At 66.0% G+C, this 16,930-nt stretch carries 15 protein-coding genes; 9 read left to right on the top strand and 6 right to left on the bottom strand.

What is annotated here, in order from left to right:
* Nucleotides 1-6: 6 nt before the first annotated feature.
* The gene (locus tag ASF61_RS15125) at nucleotides 7-447 is read right to left on the bottom strand and encodes a PACE efflux transporter (protein WP_056157259.1); all 441 of its coding nucleotides are present in this window, start codon (nucleotides 445-447) and stop codon (nucleotides 7-9) included.
* Nucleotides 448-540: 93 nt separating this feature from the next.
* On the opposite strand from ASF61_RS15125, the gene ASF61_RS15120 reads away from it, so the two are divergent.
* Nucleotides 541-1,452 carry a LysR family transcriptional regulator gene (locus tag ASF61_RS15120; protein ID WP_056157256.1) on the top strand — a complete coding sequence of 304 codons (912 nt, stop codon included), beginning with the start codon at nucleotides 541-543 and terminating at the stop codon, nucleotides 1,450-1,452.
* 402 nt (nucleotides 1,453-1,854) lie between these two features.
* Here ASF61_RS15120 and ASF61_RS15115 read toward each other — a convergent pair whose 3' ends face one another.
* On the bottom strand, nucleotides 1,855-3,171 hold the full coding sequence (locus tag ASF61_RS15115; protein ID WP_082491706.1) for a M20/M25/M40 family metallo-hydrolase: 1,317 nt from the start codon (nucleotides 3,169-3,171) through the stop codon (nucleotides 1,855-1,857).
* Between the two features lie 128 nt (nucleotides 3,172-3,299).
* On the opposite strand from ASF61_RS15115, the gene ASF61_RS15110 reads away from it, so the two are divergent.
* Nucleotides 3,300-3,971 (top strand): thiol:disulfide interchange protein DsbA/DsbL, encoded by a 672-nt coding sequence (locus ASF61_RS15110; protein WP_056157253.1) that lies wholly within the window; start codon nucleotides 3,300-3,302, stop codon nucleotides 3,969-3,971.
* A 65-nt stretch (nucleotides 3,972-4,036) separates the two neighbouring features.
* On the opposite strand, the gene ASF61_RS15105 is transcribed toward ASF61_RS15110, so the two are convergent.
* The 3 genes from ASF61_RS15105 to ASF61_RS15100 form a co-directional block, all read right to left on the bottom strand.
* Complete coding sequence (locus ASF61_RS15105; protein WP_056157251.1) at nucleotides 4,037-4,594, bottom strand: GNAT family N-acetyltransferase; 558 nt, start codon at nucleotides 4,592-4,594, stop codon at nucleotides 4,037-4,039.
* 42 nt (nucleotides 4,595-4,636) lie between these two features.
* Complete coding sequence (locus tag ASF61_RS23420; RefSeq protein WP_156369602.1) at nucleotides 4,637-4,819, bottom strand: hypothetical protein; 183 nt, start codon at nucleotides 4,817-4,819, stop codon at nucleotides 4,637-4,639.
* Nucleotides 4,820-4,881: 62 nt separating this feature from the next.
* On the bottom strand, nucleotides 4,882-5,580 hold the full coding sequence (locus ASF61_RS15100; RefSeq protein WP_056157249.1) for a TetR/AcrR family transcriptional regulator: 699 nt from the start codon (nucleotides 5,578-5,580) through the stop codon (nucleotides 4,882-4,884).
* A gap of 131 nt (nucleotides 5,581-5,711) precedes the next feature.
* Here ASF61_RS15100 and ASF61_RS15095 point away from each other — a divergent pair, with 131 nt between their 5' ends.
* The 6 genes from ASF61_RS15095 (at nucleotide 5,712) to ASF61_RS15070 (ending at nucleotide 13,534) form a co-directional block, all read left to right on the top strand.
* On the top strand, nucleotides 5,712-6,887 hold the full coding sequence (locus ASF61_RS15095; RefSeq protein ID WP_056157247.1) for an HlyD family secretion protein: 1,176 nt from the start codon (nucleotides 5,712-5,714) through the stop codon (nucleotides 6,885-6,887).
* 11 nt (nucleotides 6,888-6,898) lie between these two features.
* Nucleotides 6,899-8,542 carry a DHA2 family efflux MFS transporter permease subunit gene (locus ASF61_RS15090; RefSeq protein ID WP_082491704.1) on the top strand — a complete coding sequence of 548 codons (1,644 nt, stop codon included), beginning with the start codon at nucleotides 6,899-6,901 and terminating at the stop codon, nucleotides 8,540-8,542.
* A gap of 25 nt (nucleotides 8,543-8,567) precedes the next feature.
* Nucleotides 8,568-10,022, top strand: a complete 1,455-nt coding sequence (locus ASF61_RS15085; protein ID WP_056157246.1) for an efflux transporter outer membrane subunit — start codon at nucleotides 8,568-8,570, stop codon at nucleotides 10,020-10,022.
* A 96-nt stretch (nucleotides 10,023-10,118) separates the two neighbouring features.
* Complete coding sequence (locus ASF61_RS15080) at nucleotides 10,119-11,822, top strand: DNA mismatch repair protein MutT (protein WP_056157244.1); 1,704 nt, start codon at nucleotides 10,119-10,121, stop codon at nucleotides 11,820-11,822.
* Nucleotides 11,823-11,998: 176 nt separating this feature from the next.
* Nucleotides 11,999-12,706, top strand: coding sequence for a hypothetical protein (locus ASF61_RS15075; RefSeq protein WP_056157242.1), 708 nt, complete (start codon nucleotides 11,999-12,001; stop codon nucleotides 12,704-12,706).
* A gap of 117 nt (nucleotides 12,707-12,823) precedes the next feature.
* Nucleotides 12,824-13,534: a BON domain-containing protein gene (locus ASF61_RS15070; protein WP_056157240.1), complete on the top strand. Its 711-nt coding sequence runs from the start codon at nucleotides 12,824-12,826 to the stop codon at nucleotides 13,532-13,534.
* A 137-nt stretch (nucleotides 13,535-13,671) separates the two neighbouring features.
* Here ASF61_RS15070 and ASF61_RS15065 read toward each other — a convergent pair whose 3' ends face one another.
* Nucleotides 13,672-15,798, bottom strand: coding sequence for a S9 family peptidase (locus ASF61_RS15065; RefSeq protein WP_056157238.1), 2,127 nt, complete (start codon nucleotides 15,796-15,798; stop codon nucleotides 13,672-13,674).
* Nucleotides 15,799-15,906: 108 nt separating this feature from the next.
* On the opposite strand from ASF61_RS15065, the gene ASF61_RS15060 reads away from it, so the two are divergent.
* A complete protein-coding gene (locus tag ASF61_RS15060) occupies nucleotides 15,907-16,785 on the top strand; it encodes a PhzF family phenazine biosynthesis protein (RefSeq protein ID WP_056157236.1) in 879 nt (292 codons plus the stop codon).
* Nucleotides 16,786-16,930 lie beyond the last annotated feature (145 nt).

The raw sequence follows: 16,930 nt of genomic DNA, 5'->3' as shown, positions 1-16,930 counted from the left end.
TTTCGTTCACGCTGCGTGCGCCGGTGCGCCTTGCGCTGACGCCGGCAGACCGAAGATGCGGTCGAAGGCCAGGCTGAACAGGAAGGTGTACACCAGGAAGAACACCACGATCCACAGGTCGACGATGAAGGCGTCCCACAGCGAGATATCGAGCCACCACGCGAACAGCGGCACCAGGAAGGCGACCAGCCCGCCCTCGAAACCGACCGCATGGGCGATGCGGCGCGCCACACTGCGGCCCTTGGTGGCCTGGCGCGATTCCCACGCTTCGAACAGCGTATTGAAAATGAAATTCCAGATCACGGCGATGGTGGACGACGCCACCGCCGCCACGCTGGCGTGGGCGCCGCTGCTGCCGGCCATCAGCACCAGCGTGGTGGTGGTCAGCGCCACCGCGAACAGCTCGAACAACGATACGTACACGATCTTGCGTTTCAGTCCCTGCATGATAGATTCCCTTAAACATCAATCGATCGATGATAGTTGAATTTATCTGACAGTTAAAGTGGACAGTTATCAGTTTATCTGACAGCATTGCTTATGGCCTTTTCCAGCGATAACGTCGAACTCTTTCTTGCCGTGCTAGACCACGGTTCTTTTTCCGCCGCCGCCCGCGCCTTGCACCGGGTGCCGTCGGCCGTCAGCATGGCGATCGCCAACCTCGAGGCGGAGCTGGACCTGCAGCTGTTCGAGCGCAGTTCGCGCGCCGTGGTGCCGACCGGGATGGCGCGCGCACTGGAGGCGGAGGCGCGTCACCTGGCCGGGCAGCTGCGTCGCCTGCAGGCGCATGCGCTGTCGCTGCACCAGGGACTGGAGCGCCGTCTCACGCTGGCAGTGTCGCCCGAGCTGCTCTCGGCCGCCTGGGGCGAGCCGCTGGCGCGCCTGGCCGAGGAATTCCCGTCGCTGGAAGTCGATGTGCTGTCGGCGCCGCAGGCCGACGCGCGGCGCATGCTGCACGACGGTACCGCGCAGCTGGCGCTGCTCTACGACCGGCCGCAGGTCGATGAGCGCGAGAGCTTCCAGGAACTGGGCAGCGAGGTGCTGGCCGCCGTGATCTCGCCGCGGCATCCGCTGGCGCGCGAGCGCAATGGCCACTTCCGGCTCGAAGACCTGGTCGATATCCGCCAGGTCGCCATCGTCAGCCGCGCTGCGCATCAGGAAGACCAGCGCGTGCTGGTGTCGCGCAAGCTGTGGCGCACCGACAGCCACCAGGCCACGCTGGGCATGGTGCAGGCCGGCATCGGCTGGGCCTTCCTGCCCCGGCGCCTGGTGGCGCCGCTGCTGGCCGATGGCGCGCTGCTGGCGATCGATTTTGCCAGCATGAGCAACCAGCTGCGGCTGTGGGTGGACGTGGTGTGGGTTAATGACCGGCCGCTGGGGCTGGGGGCCAAGCGGCTGATTGCGTTGATGAAGGATATCGACGGTCTCGAAGCCCGCCCCGGCCATCGGTAGAGCGTCCGAAAGCCTCCATGGCGGCGTTGCAGCGCCTCGCCGTACTTGCGTACTGTCTTCGGCGCTGCGCCTTGCCCTGGAGACTTTCAGACGCTCCAGGATGCGCTTGAAAACTTCGCGGGGCGTTGCAGCGCCTCGCCGTACTCGCGTACTGTCTTCGGCGCTGCGCCTTGCCCTGAAGGCTTTCAGGCGCTCCGTTACGGGGTGGAGCGTCCGAAAGCCTCCATGGCGGCGTTGCAGCGCCTTGCCGTACTGGCGTGCTGTCTTCGGCGCTGCGCCTTGCCCTGGAGACTTTCAGACGCTCCAGGATGCGCTTGAAAACTTCGCGGGGCGTTGCAGCGCCTTGCCCTGAAGGCTTTCAGGCGCTCCGTTACGGTGGTGGAGCGTCTGAAAACGGATGCTTCAATGCGTGAGGCGGTAGATCAGCAGGGCGCTGCGGATGGTGGCGCGTTCGAGGGAGGCGATGTCGAAGTCTTCGTCGGGCGAGTGGGCGCCGTTGCCGGCGACGCCCAGGCCGTCGAGGCTGTCGACCAGCGCGGCCACGAACTGGATGTCGCCGGCGCCGCGCTGGCCCGGGGGCAGGGCGGGAATGGGACCGAGGCCGGCGTCGCTGCTCGCTTGCGAATACACGTCCAGCACGGCCAGGTTGCCGGGCGTGGGCGGCATCGGCGGGTAGGCGTCGTGGAAGGTGATGCTGGCGCTGGTGCCGGGCAGGTTGCGGGCGACGATGGCGCGCATGGTGGCGTGGGCGCGGTCGCGCTGTTCGTAGCTCAGGTAGCGCAGGTCGCCGCGCACCAGCGTCGAGCGGGCGATGACGTTGGTCTTGCCGGCCGCCTGACCCTTGGTGCCGGCAGCATCGACAGCGGCCTCGGTGCCGCCGACGATCAGTCCCGCGCTGAAGGTCAGATCGGGTTCGATCACCTGCTGGCGGAAGCCGTCGAGGATGCGCGCTGCCTCGTACACGGCGCCGTAGCCGGCCTTGTCGGTGAAGATCGCGCTCGAGTGACCCTGCCGGCCCTTGACCTCGAGCTCCCACGACGACGACGAGCGGCGGCCGACGGTGCCGGTGTCCTGCCCGGCGCGGTTGCGCATCGTGGCCTCGAACGACAGCGCGATGTCGCTGCGCCTGGCCGCAGCGACCATGTCGGCACGCGAGACGGCGATCGGTTCGCCCGCGTCCTCCTCGTCGCCGGTGAACATCACGGTGATGGTGGTGTCGTCGAGCGCGCCGGCGCGGTGCAGCGCGCGCAGCGCTTCGAGGATGACGACGTCGCCGCCCTTCATGTCGTTGACGCCCTGGCCGCGCACGCGGTCGCCGTTGCGTTGCCACCGCTGCACCGGACTGTCCTTTTCGAACACGGTGTCGAGGTGGCCGAGCAGCAGCAGGCGTTTGCCCCGAGTGGCGCTGCCTGCGCGCGTGGCCAGCAGGTGGCCGGCCCGCTGCATGGCCGGCGGCATGTCGATCCAGCGCGTGGCAAAGCCCAGCTGGTCGAGCGCCTGCCGGTACAGCTGGCCCACCGCGCGCACGCCCGCGTGGTTCATGGTGCCGCTGTTGATGTTGACCGATTGCTCGAGCAACTGCAGCGCCTGCGGCGACCGCGCCTTGATGCTGGCGACGATGTTCTGCTCGGTGGGCGAGAGGTCGGCAGCGTGGGCGCAGCCGAGGGCCAGGAGCAGCGCCGGAACCAGCAGGGCAGGGGATGACAGCGATATTTTCACGGTGACTCCGGCAGCAGATGTGTGAGCAATTGTAGCGTAGTGTAATTAATGTGAAATGCGATTGCGGCGCTGCCGGCGCGTGCCGGAAGCTGGTATATTCCCAGTGCAGATTTTTTTAAAGGATAACCATGCTCCGTCGTACCTTCCTGACCGCCGCCGTCACTGCCGCCGTTGCCGCCATGCTGGCTGGCACCGCCCTCGCTACACCCACCGCGCCCAAGAGCGGCGCCGAGTACACCACGCTGAAAAATCCGCAGCCGGTCCAGGCCGAGGGCAAGAAGGTCGAAGTGATCGAGTTCTTCATGTACCACTGCCCGGCGTGCTACGCGCTGGAGCCGGCCATGCTGGACTGGGTCAAGAAGCAGGGCGACAACATCAGCTTCCGCCGCATCCACCTGCCGCTGACCGGCGAAAAAGATCCGGAAGCGCACCTGTTCCTCACGCTCGAAGCGATGAAGCTCGAAACGCAGCTGCACGCCAAGGTGCTGCAGACCTGGCACGTGGAACGCAAGCGCCTGCAAAGCGACGACGCCAACATCGAGTGGGCCGTCAAGAACGGCATCGACAAGGACAAATTCCTGGCCGTGTACAACTCGTTCGCGGTCAACACGCGCCTGAAAAACGCCGGCCGCGTGGCAGCTGCCTACGAGGTCACCAGCACGCCGACCGTCATCGTCGATGGCCGCTACCTGACCAACCCGTCGATGGTGGACGCCGCCAACCCCAACCTGCCGCGCCAGCAGCTGACGGCTGCCACGCTGCAGGTGCTCGACGCGCTGGTGGCGCAGTCGCGCAAGTAATTTGACGGCTGAATTCGACGGCTGGACCACGATGAGCCGCCCGGTGCATACCGGGCGGCTTTTTTTTATGCCGCGCAGTCGGCTGTCGGCGCAAGGATGCAGCGGTATCCGTACGCCCAACGCTGCACGCCGCCGCAGCGTTCCGGCAGCGGCGCCAGATCCAGGCGCACGAAACCATGTTTTTCCGCGAGGCGGCGCGAGCCCGGGTTTTCGTCCGTGATCCAGGCGTCGACGGTGCGCAGCTGGTAGTCGTGGCGGGCAGCGTGCAGCAGGTGGCGCAGCGCCAGGCTGCCCAGGCCGCGGCCGGCGGCAGCGTGGGCGATGCGGTAGCCGACTTCGCCGGTAGCGGCCGCGCGGTCGATATGGCGCAGGTTGGCCCGGTCGACGATTGCCCCGCCGCCCGCCATGGCGTCAACGGCGTCAGCGGCGTCCACCAGCACGCAGGGCAGCAGCGTGCCCTGGCGGTGCAGGTCGAGATAGTCGGTGATGTGGGCGGCGACGCCCTGGCGGGAGTAGAACGAGGCGGGGCGGACTGCCACATGCTGCGCGAACCACGCGCGGTTGGCCAGTTCGAACGCCAGCAAGGCCGGGGCGTCGTTCGCTTGCAGGGTACGGATGATCATGTGGCTGGCCGCTGCGCGCGCATGGCAGGGCAGGGCGCGCGCTCAATTCACGGTGAAACGTGCCGGGATTTCGATGCCGCCGTTGCGGGCCGCTTCGGCGTAGGCTTTCAGTTCTTCGATGACGGCGTCCAGCTGTTCCTGGCCGGGGTTGGCCTGGAAGTTCTTGATGCGCTCGTTCATGAGGGTGACTTGTCTGCTCCAGTCCAGTCTATTTGTTTTGCTCATATGCACTCCTTGTAAAGGATTAGTATAGATCAAATGGCAAACTTGTACATACCGGTGGCATCCTAGAGAACCGCGCTGCGCAGGAACAGATCGAGTCCCCGGGCGGCCTGGCGGCGGATGTCCGCGTTCGACGGCTGTTGGTCCGGTGGAAACAGCATGCGGCGCATGGTGTCGCCCATCAGGCAGTTGACGAAATGCACGGCCAGAAACTCGGGCGGCAGATCGTTGCGCAGCCGCGGCGCGATGTCGGGCCGGGCGAAAAATTGGCTCAGCTGCTCGCGCGACTTGCGCGGGCCGGCATCGTAGAACGTCTCTGCCAGCTCGGGCGTGGTGCGGGCTTCGGCCACCACCATGCGGTGCAGGTCGACAAAGGCCGGCTGCCACACCAGTTCCAGGAAGCGCAGCGCGTAGTCGCCCAGGATGGCTTCCATGGCGCGGGTGTCGGTTTCCAGGCTGGTCATGTCGGAAAAGAACTTGGCGCGTCCGCGCGTGATGGCTGCACTGAGCAAGCCGGCCTTGCCGCCGAACTTGACGTAAATGGTGCGCACGGCAACATGGGCTTCGCGGGCGATCATTTCCAGGCTGACCTTGCTGTAACCCTTGTCCATGAACAGCCGCGCGGCGGTGTGCACCAGTGCTTGCTCGCGCGCCTCCTTGTCGGCCGCGCGCGGCCGGCCAGCCGACTTGCCGAAGCACTGATCGGGTTCCGTGCCGTTCGGGCAGTCGAGCTCTTCCTCAAGCGAAACGTTGTCTTTTTTCATGGCGCTCTATGATGTGGAATGGCGCCATGCTAGCCCAAATAAAAATGAAATGCAATCGTTTCATTTCTTGACTTCCAATCGAAACCGCCCAATAATGCGCTCATCCCTTTTCATTATTTTCGGAGCAGTGCATGTCCAACCAAGAACAGCAAGAACAAAAAGGTCCAGGCGCAACCTCGTCGGAGCCGTCCAAAAGCAGCCAGGGTGCGCCTGCCGTGCCCGCCAAGTCCAAGCGCAAGGTGTTGATCGTGGCCGGCATCATCGCGCTCGTTGCCATCGGCGTCGGCGGTCGCATGTGGTACCGCAGCCATAACTATGTCGAAACGGACAATGCCTACGTGGCCGGTCACGTGCACCCGGTGTCGTCGCGCATTGCCGGCGTGGTCACCAAGGTGCTGATCGAGGATAACCAGGTGGTGCGCGCGGGTGACGTGATCGCCGAACTCGATCCGTTCGACCAGGGCGTCAAGGTCGAGCAGATCCAGGCCCAGATCAACAGCGCCGAGCAGCAGGTGCTGCAGGCCGACGCCCAGATCGCCCAGGTCAAGGCGCAGGCCAGTTCGGCCGCCGCCCAGGTGGCGCAATCGCAGGCGCAGCTGGTGCGCGCCAAGCAGGACGCCGACCGCTTCGGCCAGCTGTACAACGACCAGATGAAGGCCGTCTCGAAAGCGGAACTGGACGCGTCGGTCGCCGGCCGCGCCAGCGCCATGGCCGACCTGGCCGCGCGCAAGGACAACGCTGCCGCCGCGCGCGCCCAGATCGCTGCTGCCCAGTCGGCGCGCGACGTGCTCAAGGCGCAGGTCGGGGTCCTGCGCGTGCAGCTCAAGGACGCCCAGCAGCAGCTGGCCTACAACCGTGTGCTGGCGCCGGTCGGCGGACGCATCGGCAAGCGCTCGATCGAAGTCGGCCAGCGCGTGCAGCCCGGCCAGCAACTGACTGCCATCGTGCAGGACGACGTCTGGCTGACCGCCAACTTCAAGGAAACCCAGCTGGCCGACCTCAAGGGCGGTCAGCAAGTCAAGGTCACCATCGACGCCTTGCCCGGTCATGAACTGACCGGCACCGTGGACAGCTTTGCACCGGCATCGGGCGCGCAGTTCGCGCTGCTGCCGGCTGATAACGCCACCGGTAACTTCACCAAGATCGTCCAGCGCGTGCCGGTCAAGATCGTGTTCCGCCCAGAAGACATCAAGGCCCTGAACGGCCGCCTGGTGCCGGGCATGTCGGCGATCGCCGAGGTGGCGATCCACCAGGATACCGCCGAGCGTAAAGTCGCCGCTGCACCGGCCCCGGCGACGGCCCGCTAAGGAACGACACCATGGCCAGTTCCACTATCGATCCGTCGGCGTCGGGGACGGCAGGGAAGGGCGCACCCGCCGCTTCCTCCGCCGCCGCTGCGCCGCCGGCGCCGGCCGAAAAGGTCACGGCCCGCACCTGGATCGCGATCGCTGCCGGCATGCTGGGCGCCTTCATGGCGGTGCTCGACATCCAGATCACCAACTCGTCGCTGAAAGACATCCTCGGTTCGCTGTCGGCCACCCAGGAAGAGGGCTCGTGGATCGCCACCGCCTATCTGGTGGCCGAGATCGTCGTGATCCCGATGACCGGCCTGTTTACCCGCGTGTTCGGCACCCGCAACTACCTGATCGGCTCCACCGTGCTGTTCCTGCTGTTCTCGACCCTGTGCGGTTTCGCCTGGAATCTCGAGAGCATGATCGTGTTCCGCATGATGCAGGGCTTCACCGGCGGCGCGCTGATACCGATGGCCTTCACGCTGGTGATGACGCAGCTGCCGCCGTCCAAGCGCGCAGCCGGCATGGCCATCTTCGGCCTGACCGCCACGTTGGCGCCGTCGATGGGCCCCACGCTGGGCGGCTATCTGTCGGAGCTGTATGGCTGGCCGTCGATCTTCTACCTGAACTGGGTGCCGGGCCTGCTGCTGATCGCTGGTATCGCCTATGGCCTGGACAAGGAAAAATACCAGCCGTCGCTGCTGGCCGGCGCCGACTGGAGCGGCATCTTCTTCATGGCCGTGGGCCTGGGCAGCCTGACCATCTTCCTGGAAGAAGGCAACAGCAAGGACTGGTTCGACTCGTCGTTCATCATCACCTTTGCCGCGCTGGCCATCTTCGGCCTGCTGGGCTGGGTGGTCAACAGCGTGCTGAAAAAGCAGCCGTTCGTCAATCTCGGCCTGTACGGCCAGCGTAACTTTGCCGCCGCCACGGCGCTGTCGATGGCGATGGGCATGGGCCTGTACGGCTCGTCGTTCCTGCTGCCGCTGTACCTGGGCCAGATTCCCGGCTACTCGCCGATGCAGATCGGCGAAGTGATCATGTGGTCCGGCCTGCCGCAACTGTTCATCATGCCGTTCGTGGCCAAGCTGTCGTCCAAGATCGACAACCGCATCCTGTGCACGTTCGGCCTGCTGCTGTTCGGCGGTTCGTGCCTGATGAACGCCCACATGGACGCCACCACCGGCTACGACCAGCTGCTGCTGTCGCAGGTCGTGCGCGCGCTGGGCCAGCCGTTCGTGATGCTGACGCTGTCGAACTTCGCCATGAACGGCATCCAGCCCCGCGACATGGCGTCGGCTTCGTCGCTGATCAATATGACCCGCAACCTGGGCGGCTCGATCGGCATCGCCCTGCTGGCCACCGCGCTGACTTCGCGCGAGCACTTCCACTCGCAGCGCCTGGGCGAATCGGTGACCGGCTTTGCGGCCGCCACGCAGGAGCGGCTGGCTGCGCTGACGCAGTCGTTCGTCGGCCAGGGTTTCGATGCCGACACCGCATCGAACATGGCGCTCAAGGCGGTCGATGGCATCGTGCGGCGCGAGTCGTTCGTGATGGCCTATAACGACGGCTTCTTCCTGGTAGCGATGGTGCTGTTTGCCTGCATCGGCGTGCTGTGGTTCTCGGACAAGGTCAAAGCCCCTTCGGGTGGTGGCGGCGGCGCGCATTAATCCAAAAAATTTTGTGAGGTATTCCATGTTCCATTCAGCTTTGCAGCGCCTCGCGCTCGCTGTTTCCATTACCGCAGCCCTGGCTGGCTGCACCACGGTCGGCACCGATTTCGGCACGCCGGAAAACGTCAAGGACGCGTCGTTCCGGCACCTGCCGCAGGCAGGCAGCACGGCCGCGCATCTGCCGGCCCAGTGGTGGACCGTGTTCAACGATCCGACCCTGAACCGCCTCGAGGAAGCGGCGCTGCGCGACAACCCGAACGTCAAGGCGGCAGCGCAGCGCCTGGTGCAGGCGCAGGCGCAGGCCGGCCTGTCGCGCGCCAGCGAGCGTCCGTCGCTGGGCGTGGGCGCCTCGGTGTCGAACACGCGCAGCTCGGCCGAAACCGCGCAGGGCATTGCGCTGGGCGGGCGTTCGATCAAGGGGAACAACTACGAGGTCGGCGCCAATTTCTCGTATGAGCTCGACCTGCTCGGCCGCGTGCGGCGCATGGTCGAAGCGGCCGACGCCCAGGCGCTGGCCGCCGAAGCGGACCGCGACGGCGTGCTGCTGATGCTGTCGTCGCAACTGGCGACCGCCTACTGGCAGCTGCGCGGGCTGGACGCCGAAATGGCGATCCTGAACGGCGCGCTCGACACCCGCCGCGAAAGCGAGCAGCTGGTCACCGCCCGGTTCGACGCCGGCCTGACCAACGAACTCGATGTCTCGCGCGCTCGCATCGAACTGTCCAACGCCAGGGCCGACCTGCACGAAGTGCAGCGCCAGCGCAACCTGGTCGAGCACCAGCTGGCCACGCTGGTCGGTGCGTCGCCTTCCGCGCTGCTGACCGCCGCGAGCGCCACGCCGGCCGTGCTGCCGGCGCCGCCGGCCATTCCCGTCGGCCTGCCGGCCAGCCTGCTGTCGCAGCGCCCCGACCTCGCTGGCAGCGTCGCCGCCCTGCGCGCCGCCAATGCGCAGATCGGCGTGGCCGAAGGCGCGTTCTATCCGTCGATCTCGCTGACCGGTAACTTCGGTTACGCGTCCGAAGCGCTGCGCAACCTCGGCGATAGCGGCGCGCGCCAGTTCAGCGCCGGTCCGCTGGCGCTGTCGCTGCCGATCTTCGACGGTGGCCGCAACAAGGCCAACCTGGCGATCGCCAAGGCGCGCTATGCGGAAGCGGTGGCCAACCACGAAGGCCGGCTGCTGACGGCGCTGCGCGAGGTGGAAGACGCGCTGTCGGACGTGCAGGAACGCCAGCAGCAGGGCGAAGCGCAGGCAGCTTCGCAGACCGCTGCTGCGCGTGGCTACCTGGTGGCGCGCGCCCGTTACGAGCGCGGTATCTCGACCTACCTGGACGTGACCGACGCCCAGCGCAGCGCGCTGGCGGCCGACCGCGCCGCGGTGCAGATCAACACCCAGCGCCTGCTGGCAGCGGTGGCGGTGGCGCGCTCGCTGGGCGCCGGCTGGCAGCCTTCGGCACAGCTGGCCGCCGTGGCAAAGTAAGCGGCCCGGATTGCCGCCGCCCTGCATGCGGCGCACCGCCGCGCAGGGCGGCAATTTACAATTTACAATACGGACCTCACTTCACCCGAGGTTCGAATGAAAAAAATCCTGCTCCCGCTGGCCATGGCGATGGCCGTAGCGACCACCGTCCACGCCGCCCCCGCCACCCTGGCCGACCTGAATAAGATGAGCCAGCGCTACGCCCCGGTCGCGCTGACGGCCGACACCAGCAAGCTGTCGGCCGGCGACAAGAAGGCCATCGTCAAGCTGATCGAGGCGGCCAAGATCATCGACGTGCTGCAGCTGCGCCAGCGCTGGTCCGGCAACGAAGCGCTGTGGGCCGCGCTGAAAAAAGACAGGACGCCGCTGGGCAAGGCCCGCCTCGATTACTTCTGGCTCAACAAGGGACCCTGGTCCATCCTCGACGACCACCAGTCGTTCCTGCCGGAGCAGATCGGCGGCATCCGGGTTCCTGCGAAAAAGCCCGAAGGCGGCAGCTTCTATCCCGACGACGCCACCAAGACCCAGCTCGATACCTGGATGAACGCCTTGCCGGCCATCGACAAGTCGCAGGCGCAGTGGTTCTTCACGGCGATCCGTCGCACCGCCGGCGGCCAGTTCACCACCGTGCCGTACTCGGTCGAATACAAGGCGGAACTGGAAAAAGCTGCCGCGCTGCTCAGGCAGGCCGCTGCCGCCACCGACAACGCGTCGCTGAAAAAATTCCTCGACCTGCGCGCCGATGCCTTCCTCAGCAACGACTACCTGGCGTCCGACTTCGCCTGGATGGATCTCGATGCGCCGGTGGACGTCACCATCGGCCCGTACGAAACGTATAACGACGAACTGTTCGGCTTCAAGGCTGCGTTCGAGGCCTACGTGAACATCCGCGACCAGCAGGAGACGCAAAAGCTCGACTTCTTCGCGCGCCACATGCAGGAGCTCGAAGACAGCCTGCCGCTCGACGCCCAGTACCGCAACCCGAAGGTGGGGGCGATTGCGCCGATGGTGGTGGTCAACCAGGTGTATGGCGCCGGCGACGGCAACATGGGCGTGCAGACGGCCGCCTACAACCTGCCCAACGACGAGCGCATCATCAGCCAGCGCGGCTCCAAGCGCGTGATGCTCAAGAATGTGCAGGAAGCGAAATTCAAGGCCACGCTGACGCCGATCGCGACGCTGGTGCTCAGGCCTGCCGACCAGAAGGATGTCGATTTCGACGCGTTCTTCACCCACATCCTGGCCCACGAGATCACCCACGGCCTGGGGCCCCACGCCACCACCGTCGACGGCAAGGCCTCGACCCCGCGCCAGGACCTGAAGGACACCTATTCCACCATCGAGGAAGCGAAAGCCGACATCACCGGCCTGTATGTGCTGGACGTGATGATGACCAAGGGCCAGCTGAACGACACGCTGGGGCAGGGCGAGGCGGCCGAGCGCAAGCTGTACACGACCTTCCTGGCGTCGGCGTTCCGCACGCTGCACTTCGGCCTGACCGACTCGCACGCGCGCGGCATGGCGATCCAGGTCAACTACCTGCTCGACAAGGGCGGTTTCGTCTCGCATGGCGACGGTACGTTCTCGGTGGACTTCGCCCGCATCAAGGCAGCGGTGAAAGACCTCGACCGCGAGTTCCTGATGATCGAGGCCACCGGCGATTACGCCCGCGCCAAGGAGATGATGACCCAATACGTGCTGATCCGGCCCGACGTGCAGAAGGCGCTCGACAAGATGAAATCGGTGCCGAACGATATCCGGCCCCAGTTCAGGACCGCCGACAGCTTGCTGGCAAAATAAGCGCAGGCAGGGGGCGCGCGGCACGTCGCAAAGCGGCGCAACACGGTGCGCGCCACCCGTTTTAAAACCGTAAACATTCCTGTTTGCCTACGTAATAATTTAGTGTTGTAAGGCCTTCTACAAAGCAATAATTATTGCGTCCTGCGTGCTACAGTTTTGATCAAGGAGTCGCCACCATGATCAAGCGCACACTCATTTCCCTGCTGATGTTGTCCTGCAGTCAAGCCTTTGCCGCCGAGCTGACTGCGATGGAAACCCGCTGGCTGACGGCCGGTCTGCCGGTCATCACGTACGCCAAACAGGCTTTGCGGCTGCCGGTCGACATCACGGTCCAGCCCCGGGCACAGGCCGACGATGTGCCGGTCGCGCTCGGTTACCAGGACGGCCGCTGCAAGCTGGTGCTGTCCCTGCGCGGCAATCCGCAGGCAGAGGACATCCTGGGCAGCGTTGCCGATGCCCAGCGCGCCTTGATGATCGAAGCCATGTTCGCCCACGAAATCGCGCACTGCTGGCGCTACGCGCAAGGCGCCTGGCACCAGACGCCGTCGGGCTTCTCCCAAAATAGCGCCCAGCCGGCGCGCGCGCTGCAGGACACCCGGCGCGAAGAGGGCTTTGCCGACCTGGTGGCGCTGGCCTGGACCCAGCAGCGCCACCCCGAGCATTACGCCGACGTGGCAGCCTGGATGCGGCAGGTACGGGCGCCATCGACCGCCGGCGTGACCAGTGCCGCCGCGGCGGTCGCGGCAGACGAGGTAGCCGGCGGTTCGCACGGCACCATGGCCTGGCTGCAGCTGGCGCCGACCGGCGCGGTCTTCGACAGCAGGCTGTCGCTGTTCGACCAGGCGGGCAGCGTGTGGCGCCAGGGACTGGCGCGCGGCGAGTAGTGATCCGGGTTCCGTTGCGAACTCGTCACCATGTCAATTTCGTACGTTTCCGCACAGAGATGCTGGCGGCAGCGCGGTTTAATGTGTCCGTCAACCACCACAACAGAGGGACATATCATGAACAAGCTGCTCTTCCTGGTACTGGCCAGCGCCACCAGCATGACCTTCGCTGCCACCCCGAAAACCGATACGGTCGCCTACAAAAACGCTACCGACCGCGCCGAAGCCAGCTACAAATCGGCCAAATCCGCTTGCAATGCGCAATCGGGCAACGCCAAGGATATTTGCGAAGAACAAGCCAAGCTGGACCAGAAACTGGCCGAGCTGGACGCCACCACCAAGTACAAGAACGACAAGAACTCGCTGGAAAAAGCCCGCATCGCCGTGGCCGATGCCCGCTATGACCTCGACGAAGAAAAATGCGACGCCATGACCGGCGCCAACAAGGACAGCTGCAAGAGCACCGCCAAGATGCAGCAAACTGCTGCCATCAACGATGCCAAGGCTGGCAAACAGGCTGCCGACATTGCCCAGACCGGCATCAACTGCAACAACATGACCGGCACCGACAAGGCCAGCTGCGAAGCCCGTTCGAAAACCGAGCTGGCCAAGGACGCCGTGGCCGACTCCGTGATCACCACCAAGATCAAGACCGAACTGATGGCCGAGCCATCGCTGAAATCGCTGGACGTCAAGGTAGAAACCAACAACGGTAACGTCTCGCTGAGCGGCTTCGTGCCATCGCAGGCCGAAGCTGACAAAGCTGCCACCGTGGCGCGCAGTGTCAAAGGCGTCAACGACGTGCAAAACGCGCTGCGCGTGAAATAAACCGCAGCAGCCTGCATGAACAAAGGGGCCGGTGATACCGGCCCCTTTTTTATGCGCTTGGCAAGCGGACGGGACCTGCGCGACCAGCGCTGAGCGCGGCGCGCGTGGCCAGAGGTCGGAGCTGCCTCTGAAGGTACTTACTTCAGGTATTTGGCGAGCCACTGGTAGACTTCGCTGTAGAAGTAGCGGCTGTTTTCGCCTTTCAGGATCCAGTGATTTTCGTCGGGGAAGACCAGCAGCTTGCTTGGCACATTCAAGCGCTGCTGGGTGGCAAAGTTCATCAGGGCGTTGTTGGCGGGGACGCGATAGTCGAGCTCGCCTACGGAGATCAGGATCGGCGTGGTGAAACCGGTGCCCTTGGCGTGGTTACCGCCCTGCATGACGGGGCTCTGCTCGCGCCACACGGGCAAGTTGTCCCAGACCGGGCCGCCGCTGTTGACTTCGCGCCCATAGATGCTGTCGCTGCTGCCCCATTGCATGACCAGGTCCATCTCGCCCGCGTGCGAGACGATCGCCTTGTAGCGCGTGGTGGTGGCCTGCAGCCAGTTGGCCAGGTGACCGCCGTAGCTGGCGCCGCCGGCGGCAAGCCTGCTGCCGTCGATGAAGCTGTAACGTTTGACGGCTTGGTCGACCGCCTCGTTCAGTTCGTCGGCCGGCCCTTTCAGCGGATCGCCCTGGATCGCGCGCGCGAACTCCTCGCCGTAGCCGGTCGAGCCCTTGTAGTCGGTCAGCAGCACCACGTAGCCCGGCTTGGCCAGCAGGTGGTAGTTCCAGCGCAGCACGAACTGGTCGCGCCACATATTGGCGGCGCCGCCGTGGATCACCGCGAACAGCGGATATTTTTTGGCCGGGTCGAAACTGGCCGGCTTGATCAGCATGTTGTGGATCATGCGGCCGTCGCTGGCCTTGAACCAGAAATGCTCGGGCGCCTGCCAGTCGATGGCGGCCGCACGGTCTACGTTGAACGACGTCAGGCGCTTGGGTGTGCCGTTGAACGCATACACTTCCGGTGGGTTGATCGACGATTCCCACACGCCCACCACGGCCTTGCCGCCGGTCGCGAAGGCGCCGATGGTGCCGGTGGCCGGCGAGCTTTCCGCGCGCAGGTCGCTGCCGTCGTAGCGGATCGAATGCAGCTGTTCCAGGCCCGCGTGCTCGTAGCTGAACACGATGCGCCGGGCGCCGTCGGGCAGGGCGTAGCGCGAGATCGAGCGGTCGAGCGTGGCGGTCAGGATGGTCGGCGTCGGGCTGGTGACCGGCCAGGCCAGGCTGGCCAGGCGCGTGACGTCGTACACCTTGCCCGGCGCTTCTTCCTCCGTCAGCGCGAACAGGGTCTTGCCGTCGCTGCTGAACTTGAGCGCCTTGTAACTGTGCTTGTCCTGCGTGAGCTGCTGCGCTTCGCCGCCGGCTGCCGGCACCGCGAAGATCTGGGTATAGCCCGCAGCGCGCGCCGCCTCGTCGCGGTTGGTGGACGCGGTGAAGACCACCGTCTTGCCGTCCTCGGACCAGACGGCGTCGAGCGACTGGCCGTCGTCGCCCTGGCCGCCGCCAAAGCCGGGCAGCTGCGCCAGCCGGGTCCCGGTCAGCAGGTCGCGCGGCCGGGCGCCGGCGGCGGCCTCCATCACGAACAGGCGCACCTGCTTGTCGTCGAGCCACTTGTCGAAATAGCGCGGCGGGAAGCGCTCGTAGGCGCGCGCCGTGTACTTGCGGTCCTTGCGTTCCTTGGCGATGCGCTGGTTGTCTGCTTCGCCGGCGGCGCCGGGGAAGACATCGCTGACGAACAGCAGCTGCTTGCCGTCCGGGCTGAACCTGGGCGTGCGGGCGCCCAGCGTGAGCGTGGTCAGGCGCTGGGCTTCGCCGCCGCCGGCGATGTCGATGCGGTAGATCTGGGCGACGTCGTCGCCGTCGCGCTTGGCCGTGAAGACCAGCTGGCGGCTGTCCGGCGACCAGTTGACGGCGCTTTCGCCGCCCTTGCTGAAGGTCAGGCGCCGTGGTGCGCTGTCGTCGGTCAGTGACTTGATCCACAGGTCCGACCATTGCTCCTTGCTGTCGTAGGCAGGATCGGTGACGGCAAACACCGCCCACCTGCCGTCCGGGCTCACCGCCGGTGCACCGACGCGCTTCATCAGCCACACGTCTTCGTGGGTGATGGCGTGTTTGGCCGGGGCAGCGTTGCCAGCGTCCGGGGCTGCCTGCACGGCGCCAGGGCCTGCAAGGGCGCTGGCAAGGACCAGGGCAAGAACGGAAAGTCGCGGTATAGTCATGAACACGATCGCCTACTGAAAAGTTAAACAGCGATAGTGACCAATACTGTCGGGGCTGTCAATTGGTCCCGTCTCCAGCAGCGCCCCGAACAATCCAAGGAATCATCGATGCATACCCTCAGCAATATTCACCAGGTGGCGGCGTTCACCAGCAATGGCCAGGGCGGCAATCCGGCCGGCGTGCTGGTCGCCGCCACGCTGCCCGACGACGCCACCATGCAGCGCCTGGCCACCGAACTCGGTTACTCGGAAACCGTGTTTGCCGCACCGGCTGACGCCGGCGGCTGGCGCGTGCGCTATTTCGCCCCGGACGGCGAAGTGCCGTTTTGCGGTCATGCCACCATCGCCCTCGGCGCCGTGCTGGCGCGGCAGGAGGGCGGCGGCGTGTTTGCGCTGGCAACCAACCACGCGCACATCACGGTCGAAGGCGCCGTCGATGGCGACACGGCCACGGCCGCGCTGCAATCGCCGCCGACCGCCAGCACGCCAGCGCCGCCAGCGTTGACGCAGGCAGCGCTGGCGCTGTTCGGCTACCGCGCGGACGATCTCGATGCGCGCATCGCCCCGGCCCTGGCCAACGGCGGCGCCAGCCACCTGGTGCTGGCGCTGGCCAGCCGCGAGCGGCTGCGGGCCATGCGGTACGAGCTGGCGGCAGGCCGCGACCTGATGCGCGCGCATGGACTGGCCACCATCGCGCTCGTGCATGCGGAGTCGGCGCAGCGCTTCCATGCGCGCAATCCGTTCGCCTCCGGCGGCGTGTACGAGGACCCGGCAACGGGCGCCGCCGCCGCAGCGCTGGCCGGTACCCTGCGCGACATCGGCTGGCCGCACGGCGGCGCCATCGACATCGTGCAGGGCGAGGACATGGGCACACCGAGCCTGCTGCATGTGACGATGAGCGACGTGGCCGGCAGCTCGGTACGGGTGGCGGGCGCCGTGCGCTGGCTCGATGCGGCGTCAGGCAGCGGCGCGGCGCTGCCGGCCTGAATCTCGCCTGGTCAGCTGCGCTCAATCAGCTGCGCCATATCGTCCAGGGCGAGGACATGGGAACGCCCAGCTGCTGCACGTGACGATGAGCGAAGTGGCCGGCAGCTCGGTACGGTTGGCTGGCGCTAGCGTCAGGCAGTGGCGC

It is taken from the genome of Duganella sp. Leaf126, assembly GCF_001423125.1.
GTDB lineage: Bacteria > Pseudomonadota > Gammaproteobacteria > Burkholderiales > Burkholderiaceae_D > Rugamonas.
This window is presented reverse-complemented; position numbering and strand designations above follow the sequence as displayed.